The organism is Pseudomonas sp. FW305-E2 (assembly GCF_058782925.1).
Genome location: NZ_JBYSYE010000087.1, coordinates 1 through 4,485, shown reverse-complemented (window position 1 = coordinate 4,485; position 4,485 = coordinate 1). Strand labels below are relative to the sequence as shown.

Annotated in this window: 4 protein-coding genes and 1 pseudogene; 4 read left to right on the top strand and 1 reads right to left on the bottom strand. The window is 62.4% G+C overall.

What is annotated here, in order from left to right:
* The 3 genes and pseudogenes from AC3WLP_RS27755 to AC3WLP_RS27745 all read left to right on the top strand — a co-directional run.
* Window positions 1–457: pseudogene (locus AC3WLP_RS27755) on the top strand (primosomal protein N'); the annotation flags it as partial.
* Window positions 458–644: 187 nt separating this feature from the next.
* Window positions 645–2,381 carry an arginine--tRNA ligase gene (argS, locus tag AC3WLP_RS27750; RefSeq protein WP_003249124.1) on the top strand — a complete coding sequence of 579 codons (1,737 nt, stop codon included), beginning with the start codon at window positions 645–647 and terminating at the stop codon, window positions 2,379–2,381.
* A gap of 1 nt (window position 2,382) precedes the next feature.
* Window positions 2,383–3,081 carry an SPOR domain-containing protein gene (locus AC3WLP_RS27745; RefSeq protein WP_003249122.1) on the top strand — a complete coding sequence of 233 codons (699 nt, stop codon included), beginning with the start codon at window positions 2,383–2,385 and terminating at the stop codon, window positions 3,079–3,081.
* A 90-nt stretch (window positions 3,082–3,171) separates the two neighbouring features.
* Here AC3WLP_RS27745 and AC3WLP_RS27740 read toward each other — a convergent pair whose 3' ends face one another.
* Window positions 3,172–3,591 (bottom strand): NINE protein, encoded by a 420-nt coding sequence (locus tag AC3WLP_RS27740; RefSeq protein ID WP_003249120.1) that lies wholly within the window; start codon window positions 3,589–3,591, stop codon window positions 3,172–3,174.
* A gap of 166 nt (window positions 3,592–3,757) precedes the next feature.
* Between AC3WLP_RS27740 and AC3WLP_RS27735 the strand changes: the two genes are divergently transcribed.
* On the top strand, window positions 3,758–4,384 hold the full coding sequence (locus AC3WLP_RS27735; RefSeq protein ID WP_012053957.1) for a C40 family peptidase: 627 nt from the start codon (window positions 3,758–3,760) through the stop codon (window positions 4,382–4,384).
* Window positions 4,385–4,485: the final 101 nt, after the last annotated feature.

The following is a 4,485-nucleotide window of genomic DNA, read 5'->3' as shown; positions in this document are numbered from 1 at the left end:
GGCCGGGCGGGCCGAAGAACCCGGCAAGGTCATCATCCAGACCCACCTGGCCGACCACCCACTGTTGGTCCAGCTAACCGAGCAAGGCTACTTCGCCTTCGCCGAACAGGCCCTGGACGAACGCCGAGCCGCCGGGCTGCCGCCCTACTCGCACCTGGCCTTGCTGCGTGCCGAAGCACACAAGCCGGGGCAGGCCGAAAGTTTTCTCGACGAAGCCTGTGCCGCCGCCGAGCGCCTGGTGGCCGAACAGCACCTGCCGGGCATCGAACTGCTGGGCCCGGTACCGGCGCCCATGGAGCGCCGCGCCGGACGATTCCGCGCACAATTGTTGATACAGGCCAATACCCGGGCGCCGTTGCATCGACTGATCAGCGCCTGGTTGCTAGTGTTGGAACAGTTGCCGAGCGGGCGCCAGGTGCGCTGGTCGCTGGATGTCGACCCGGTAGACCTGTATTGAGCTTCAAGCTGCGAGTGACCAGCGGCAAGCAAGCGCCGGGCGGGTGCGATGCCGCTTTTTCTTGCCGCTTGTGGCCCCCAGCTTGCCGCCCAAAGGTTGGCAACCTGCTCCCGGCAACGGATAATGCCCAGTTTTTCCACCTGCGCATCCAGGCGCTCACCGCGCTTGCGGTCGAAAAGAGATCCCCATGAAAGACACCATTCGCCAGCTGATCCAGCAAGCCCTCACCCAACTCGTCACCGACGGTGTGCTGCCTGAAGGGCTGTCGCCGGCGATCCAGGTGGAAAACGCCCGGGACAAGACCCACGGCGACTTCGCCAGCAACATCGCCATGATGCTGGCCAAGCCGGCCGGCATGAAGCCGCGCGACCTCGCCGAAAAACTGATCAACGCCCTGCCGGCCAGCGCCGACATCAGCAAGGTCGAGATTGCAGGCCCCGGCTTCCTCAACTTCTTCCAGAACACCGATGCCCTGGCCAACCGCCTGGATGCCGCTCTGGCCGACGCCCACCTGGGTGCACGCAAAGCCGGCCCGGCGCAAAAGGTGGTGATCGACATGTCGGCGCCCAACCTGGCCAAGGAAATGCACGTCGGCCACCTGCGCTCGACCATCATCGGCGACAGCGTTGCGCGCGTGCTGGAGTTCCTGGGCGACAACGTCATCCGCCAGAACCACGTCGGCGACTGGGGTACCCAGTTCGGCATGCTGATGGCCTACCTGCAGGAAAACCCGATCACCAGCGACGAGCTGTCGGACCTGGAAAACTTCTACCGCGCGGCGAAGAAACGCTTCGATGAATCGGAGGAGTTCGCCACTCGCGCCCGCGGCCTGGTGGTCAAGCTGCAAGCCGGTGACCCCGAGTGCCTGGCCCTTTGGACACGCTTCAAGGACATCTCGCTGTCGCACTGCCAGAAGACCTACGAGCTGCTCAACGTCAAACTGACCATGGCCGACGTGATGGGCGAAAGCGCCTACAACGACGACTTGGCCAACGTGGTGGCCGACCTCAAGGCCAAGGGCCTGCTGGTCGAAGACCAGGGCGCCCAATGCGTGTTCCTCGACGAGTTCAAGAACAGCGAAGGCGACCCGCTGCCGGTGATCGTGCAGAAGGCTGACGGCGGCTATCTGTACGCCACCACCGACCTGGCTGCCGTGCGTTACCGCAGCAATGTGTTGAAGGCTGACCGCGCACTGTACTTCGTCGACCAGCGCCAGGCCCTGCACTTCAATCAGGTGTTCGAAGTGGCCCGCCGCGCTGGCTTCGTCGGCCACCCGATGCAAATGGAGCACATGGGCTTCGGCACCATGAACGGCGCCGACGGCCGCCCGTTCAAGACCCGTGACGGCGGCACCGTGAAGCTGATCGACCTGCTCACCGAGGCCAAGGAGCGCGCCTACGCGCTGGTCAAGGAAAAGAACCCGAGCCTGGCCGACGACGAACTGCGCCACATCGGCGAGGTGGTGGGCATTGGCGCGGTGAAATACGCCGACCTGTCCAAGCACCGCACCAGTGACTACAGCTTCAACTTCGAGTTGATGCTCAACTTCGAAGGCAACACCGCCCCTTACCTGCTGTACGCTTACACCCGCGTAGCCGGCGTGTTCCGCAAGCTGGGCAAAGGCTTTGACGAAGTCGACGGCAAAATCGTGCTGCACGCAGCCCACGAGCAGGACTTGGCCGCGCGCCTGGCGCAGTTTGGCGAAATCCTCAACAACGTCGCCGAAAAAGGCACGCCGCACGTATTGTGCAGCTACCTGTACGACTTGGCCGGCCTGTTCTCGAGCTTCTACGAGAACTGCCCGATCCTCGCTGCCGAAACCCCTTCGCAGCAGCAGAGCCGGCTGCGCCTGGCCGCCCTGACCGGCCGCACCCTCAAACAAGGTCTGGAACTGCTCGGCCTGGAAACCCTGGAGCGCATGTAAGTTGGCTGCCAAGAAAAAACCTGCCCCGAAACGCGGCGCCAGCCGCCAGACGGCACCGGCCAAACAGCCGATCCCCGGCTGGGTATGGCTGGCGGTCGGCCTGACCGTAGGCGCGTTCATCGTGTTCCTGATGAAGCTCGAACCCGGTGGCGATGACATCAAGCGCACCAAGCCCGAGCAGGAGAAACCGGCGAAAACGGCCGAAGCCGGCAAGCCCGCGCAAGCTACCCCGCAACAGCCGGTGAAGCCGAAGTACGACTTCTACACCCTGCTGCCGGAGTCTGAGGTGATCGTGCCGCCGGAAGCCGTACCGGAGAAAACGCCACCGGTGCCGGCCCAGCCGGTAACCCCGGTGACACCAGCAGAAGCGGCGAAAATCGACACGGCGAGGGCCCAGGCAGCGCTGCTCGGCCAGACCCCGCCGCCGCCACCACCCGTGATCAAGCCGGCGGCGACCACGCAGTACTTCCTTCAGGCCGGCTCGTTCCGCAAGCAGGCCGATGCCGACAAGGTACGGGCACAGATCATCCTGCTGGGCCAGTCCGTGAAGGTGGAGTCGGGCACGGTCAAGGATGAAACCTGGTACCGCGTACTGGTCGGGCCGTTCAGCAACCGCGAGCAGCTGACCGGGGCTCAGAAGCAGCTGGCTGGGGCCGGATTCAGCAACCTGTTGCTGCAACAGCGGCAGACCCGCCAGTAACGAAGAAGGCCTTGCCGCAGCGGTGCGACAAGGCCTTCTTTATATGGACAGCATTGCCCGTGAAGGGGCTGTAAAGCAGCCCCGCTACCGTCAGCCCCGCCCCGCATTCCTTTCGGACACCTGGCTGTTCAACGTCCAGAAGTCATACAGCACCCCCACCAGGAACAACCCGCCGGTAAAGAAGTAGATGATCGCGGTGATCCATTTGCCCTGATACAGCCGGTGCAGGCCAAACACCCCCAGGAAGGTCAGCAGAATCCAGGCAATGTTGTAGTCGATACGCCCGGACTGAAACCTCAGGTCGGCTTCACGGTCCATGGACGGGATCAGGAACAGGTCGATCAACCAACCAATGCCCAGCAAGCCGAAGGTGAAGAACCAGATGGTCCCGGTAATCGGCCTGCCGTAATAGAAACGATGGGACCCGGTGAAGCCGAAAATCCACAGCAGGTAGCCAATGGTTTTGCTGTGGGTGTCGTGAAAGGGCACCCCCTGTTGATAACTGTTCATTCATAGCCCCCGTGGGTTATCCGAAAATTTTCTAAAAAAAAATGTGACTTTCTCGTCGCTACCCGACATACGGCGCCTAGGCAATCGACCAACGGATCAATAACTGATCAAAAAGCTGTTATAAAGTTGCGCGCCCAACACATAACTATTCATAAGAGCTTCATCTATGCCGCCTTTGATCAAGACATGGCTGACCCTCTGCCTATTATTGCCCCTGGCCGCCCACGCCACCAATCGTGAGCAACGTCTTCCCAATGGTTTCACCGGCTACACGACCAACGCGTCGGTGAAACACGCACCCGCCAAGCAGACCGCGCTGCGCGCCCGCCCAAGCAATGCCGTCAGCAGCCGCGGTGCGAATGTCGCCGCCATGTCGCCGAAGCAAAGCAGCGATGTGCTGAGCCGTGCGGTAAATGTGCTCGGTACCCCTTATGTTTGGGGCGGCAGCAGCCCGAAAAAAGGCTTTGACTGCAGCGGGCTGGTCAAATACGCCTTCAACGACGTCGCCGACGTCGACCTGCCGCGCACCTCCAATGCCATGGCCCAGGGCCATGGGGTGAAGGTGGCCAAGGGTGATCTGAAGCCTGGCGACCTGATCTTCTTCAACATCAAGAGCCGTCGGGTCAATCACGTAGCCATCTACCTGGGTAACGACCGCTTCATCCACGCGCCACGCCGTGGCAAGCGGGTGAGTATCGACACCTTGAGCAAGCCTTACTGGCAGAAGCACTACGTGGTGGCCAAACGGGTGCTGCCGAAAGAGCAGCAACAGCTGAGTCTTGCCAAGCGTTAATCTGATCGGCGCTATCCGGTACCGGCCCCTTCGCGGGCACGCCCGCTCCCACAGTTACCGCGTCGCTCTCGCGGGCAGCGCCATACCTGTGGGAGCGGGCG